The organism is Halochromatium sp. (assembly GCF_054919635.1).
This window is the reverse complement of sequence record NZ_JBUDPI010000322.1, coordinates 1-4,252: the sequence shown is the minus strand read 5'-3', so window position 1 is coordinate 4,252 and position 4,252 is coordinate 1. Positions and strand designations below refer to the sequence as shown.

Annotated in this window: 2 protein-coding genes and 1 pseudogene; 2 read left to right on the top strand and 1 reads right to left on the bottom strand. The window is 61.9% G+C overall.

The features are described from left to right. Positions 1-1,012 (bottom strand): annotated as a pseudogene (locus ACY693_RS15815) (hypothetical protein); the annotation flags it as partial. 576 nt (positions 1,013-1,588) lie between these two features. Here ACY693_RS15815 and ACY693_RS15810 point away from each other — a divergent pair. Both ACY693_RS15810 and ACY693_RS15805 read left to right on the top strand, forming a co-directional pair. Then, positions 1,589-3,490, top strand: coding sequence for a DUF294 nucleotidyltransferase-like domain-containing protein (locus tag ACY693_RS15810; RefSeq protein ID WP_462322774.1), 1,902 nt, complete (start codon positions 1,589-1,591; stop codon positions 3,488-3,490). Between the two features lie 5 nt (positions 3,491-3,495). Further along, positions 3,496-4,218: a 3'-5' exonuclease gene (locus ACY693_RS15805; RefSeq protein WP_462322773.1), complete on the top strand. Its 723-nt coding sequence runs from the start codon at positions 3,496-3,498 to the stop codon at positions 4,216-4,218. Positions 4,219-4,252 lie beyond the last annotated feature (34 nt).

Sequence of the window (4,252 nt, the reverse complement as noted above, 5' to 3'; positions counted from 1 at the left end):
CGAGCAGCCAGTTGTTCCAGCTGTTGGTCATGTGGACCGAGGCCGCCCAGTGGTGACCATCATCGGTGCGCCGACCCTTGAGCTGACCGTACTGCAGCGATACACCCAGGTCGGTGTCGACCGCAGTGTCGTCGAAGCTGTAGATCGCCCGGACGTTGAACTGATTGCGCTCCTCGAACCCATTGGGCAGGACGCCGTAGGTCACGTCTCCGTTCGGTGCAACGGCGTTATCCCAGACCACCGCATCATAGCTGTAACGGGCGCTGTCTTGGCTGGTGCCGTTACCATTCCACTCGCTGCGCGCGTAGTAGGCGAAGTCAAGACTCCAATTACCGATATCGGTGATGTACTTGATGCCGAGATCCATGTCGTCCGAAAGGCCGACATAGTAGTGCTGATCGAAGAACCAGCTCTGGGAGACGCCATAAGGACCCGGACCGAAGGGAACGCGGTTCACACCAACCTGAAGCTGGCTACCATCGTCGAAATCCCAGCCCAGCCAGCCGGTATGCAAGAAGTTGTAGCCGTCGTACCAGCGATACTCGAGCTTGCCGACCAACTGCTCGTATTTCAGATCCATGTTGATGCGGAAGGTATCGAGCGCGAAATTGCCTCCATTGCCACCGCGAGACGGACCGTCCCCTTCACCGGGATAACTGCCAAGGATGTAGTTAGCACGCATTGCACCGCCGATCGTCACGGGCCCAATGGTGATCTTGTCGGCTTGCGGTGGGCCGGCTTTGGCGAGCTCGGCCTCGGCGACTTCAGCCTTCTCAGTGGCGGCTGCGGTCTCGGCTTTCGCCGCCGCGAGCTCGGCTTGAGCCTGATCGAGCTGACGTTGAAGCTCAATGATGCGACGTTCGAGGGCGGCAGGGCTTGATGCTGCAAGGGTTAGCTGAGGGGCTCCTGCTAGGGTCGCGAGACTGAGTGCGAGTAGCGTCCGGGCGCCCCGATGGCTCGGAAGCTGACGCTTGGATAGTGCGCTGTGCGAGCGCGGCTCGTTGTGGTTCATGGCGGCCTGCGTGGTCAGTTGTTTGTTCCAAGTGATGCTTAGCACGACGTCTTAAGCTGCCCTCAAACGACATGTCGTGCATATGCAACACATTGCTCCAGTTTATATCGTAGGCGCAATAATTTCCAGATCGAATGACCATAGCCTGACCTGGTTCAAACGGCCTGAGCCCGATCGGCCATCTCGACATAAATATCTAAATAATTTGATTTTATTGACGACATTGCACTCGGATCTCGATCTACGGTAATTCTTAGTATCGTGATCGGCTTGAAAAGCAGCCTCTCATCGCCTCGGATAATCAATCGCCTACGAAGGTTCTTGCTTCGGATCGTTCTGAGAACGCTGCGTGCCTAGCTGCAACTCAACGTGTACTTTCAGCACGTCCTTGATCTCGCCGGTCCGCATGAACCAGTGCCGCATGAACCAGTGCCGCATGAACCAATGCCGCATGAATCTGTGCTGTATGAACCGGCGGTGGATGTGGCGCGGCCCTTCAGGAAAAGGCTTGCCCGCGCAGGAGGTCACCTCTACAGTCTCCTTTAAGAGGCAGAATATCGACAGCGCGGGAGCATCATGGAAGCAGAAATCCGGGAGTTTCGCGATCACATCAGCCGCTATCCGCCCTTCGACGGGCTGGCCGACGAACTCCTCGACGAAGTCGCTGGCTCGGTAGAGATTGCCTACTTCAAGGCTGGCGCGACCATCGCTGAACGGGACGGCCCGGTGCAGGCGCTATCCTATATCCGTAGCGGCGCGGTGGAGGTGTACCGCCACAACGGCCAGCTCTACAACCGCCTCGATGAGGGCGACATCTTCGGGCAGCTCGACCTGCTGCGAAACCGACCGGCGCGCTTCCCGGTGCAGGCCATTGAGGACACCCTGATCTATCTGATCCCGAAGCCGGTTTTCGACCGTCTGTGCGCCGCGGACGACGATTTCGCCGATTTCGTGGAGCTGTCCGGCTCGCGGCTCAAGAGCACGGTGGAACAGAGCCAGCGCAACAATGACATGATCGCCACGCCGGTGCGCCGCCTCATCTCCCGGCTACCCGTCATGATCGAGGAGTCGGCCACCGTGCAGGAGGCAGCGCGCCTGATGACCGAGAACGACGTCTCGTCGGTGCTGCTGCTCAAGCCCGGCAACGACGAGGATTCGGACCACATCTTCGCCGACACTGACGGGCGCCAGTGGCTGCTCACGGGGATGATCACGGACAAGGATCTGCGCCAGCGCATCGTCGCTGAGGGGGCCTCGCCGCAGACCCCACTCTCCAGCATCAGCCACGGCTGGATCATCACCATCCAGTCCAACGAGTCGGTCAACGAGGCGATGTTGACCATGCTGCGCAACAATATTCAGCGACTACCGATCCTCCATCGCCGCCGTCCCGTCGGGGTTGTGTACCTGTCGGATATCGTCCGCTACGAGACCAACAACAGCGTCTACCTGGTCAACAACATCTTCAGCCGGACCTCGGTCAAGGCCCTGGCGCGGCTCACGCCCGAGGTGCGGGCCTCCTTCGTGCGGTTGGTGGACGAGGGCGCCACCTCGCGGATGATCGGTGGAGCCATGTCGAGCGTCGGCCGCAGCCTGATGCGCCGCTTGGTGGAGCTTGCCGAGGCCGATCTGGGTCCGCCCCCCGTTCCGTACTGCTTCATGGTGCACGGCTCTCTCGCGCGCAACGATCAGTCGATCGCCACGGATCAGGACAACGCGATGGTGCTCCACGATTCCTTCGACCCGAAGCGCCACGATGACTACTTCAAGGAGCTGGCGCGACAGGTGAGCGACGGGCTGAACGCCTGCGGCTACCCGTATTGCAAAGGGGACGTCATGGCCACCAACGACCTGTGGCGCCAGCCCCTCGCCCGCTGGAAACAATACTTCAGCGACTGGATCGCCAAGCCGGACCCGCAGCGGCTGCTGCACAGCTCGATCTTCTTTGACCTGGACGCGGTCCATGGCGAGGAGCGTTTCGCGGAGGAACTGCAGGACCTGATTGCGACCCGGGCCAAGGCCAGCCCCCGCTTCCTAGCGGCCTTGGCGCGCAACGCCCTCGGCCGCACGCCGCCCCTGGGCTTTTTCCGCACCTTCGTGCTGGAGCAGGACGGACGGCATAATAACAGCATCAATCTCAAACGCCGCGGGATCGCCCCCCTGAACGACGTCATCCGGGTCCATGCCTTGGGCGTCGGCTCGCGGGCTCAAAATGGCTTCGAGCGGCTCGATGAGATCAGCAGTGCCGGCGCCCTACCCGCCGGCCAGACCGACAAGTTGAGCTACGCACTGGAATTCCTGTCCCTCGTGCGGATGCGCCATCAGGCCCAAGAGATCAAGGACGACCATGAGCCGCACAATGCCATCCAGCCGGAGCGCATCTCAGACATCGAGCGCCACAATCTCAAGGAGGCCTTTCAGATCCTGAGCAACGCCCAGAGCTTCCTGCGCTTCCGCTATCCCAGCCCGAACCGCTGACAGCCATGTTCTTCGGCGCGCGCCAACAGCAGGCATCCCCGAACTGGGCGGAGTACTTCAGCCGCCAGGCCGAGGCCTGCAGGACCCCGGCCCTCAAAGCCTTCTACGCGGCGGAGTTGCCGGCAGAGGAGCGCCCCATCGGGGAGGTCCCGCTGGTGGCATTGGACTTCGAGACCACGGGCCTGAATCCCCGCGAGCACGCCATCGTCAGCATCGGCCTGGTGCCCTTCGATCTGCGGGTCATCCGCCCAGCGGCGGGTCATTACTGGGTCGTCAAGCCTCCTCGGACGCTAACGGAAGAATCCATCGCCTTTCATCGCATCACCCACTCGGAGGTGGAACAGGCGCCCCCCATCACCGCGATCCTCGACGAGCTGCTAGCCGAGCTCGCCGGCCGCCTGGCGGTGGTCCACTATCGCAACATCGAACGGCCCTTCCTCGAGGCCGCTGTCCTGGCCAATCGCGCTGAGCGCTGCCTGTTCCCCGTCATCGACACCATGGCCCTGGAGGCGCGTTGGGAACGCCAGGGCTTCCTGCAGCGACTCAAATGTCTGTTCGGCATCCAGCCGTCGTCCATTCGGCTGGCCGACAGCCGTGGCCGCTACGGCCTGCCCCATTACTCCTCCCATCACGCCAAGGTGGATGCCATCGCCACGGCGGAACTCTTCCAGGCCCAGATGGCCCGGCATTTTACGCCCGACACACCGGTCTCCGATCTCTGGGTCTAGGGGCTAGGCGCTGCACGGCGAAGCGCGTCGCCGA

Coding starts and splice junctions, on each gene's coding strand:
- ACY693_RS15810 (WP_462322774.1), top strand. CDS start 1,589: ATGGAAGCAGAAATCCGGGAGTTTCGCGATCACATCAGCCGCTATCCG.
- ACY693_RS15805 (WP_462322773.1), top strand. CDS start 3,496: ATGTTCTTCGGCGCGCGCCAACAGCAGGCATCCCCGAACTGGGCGGAG.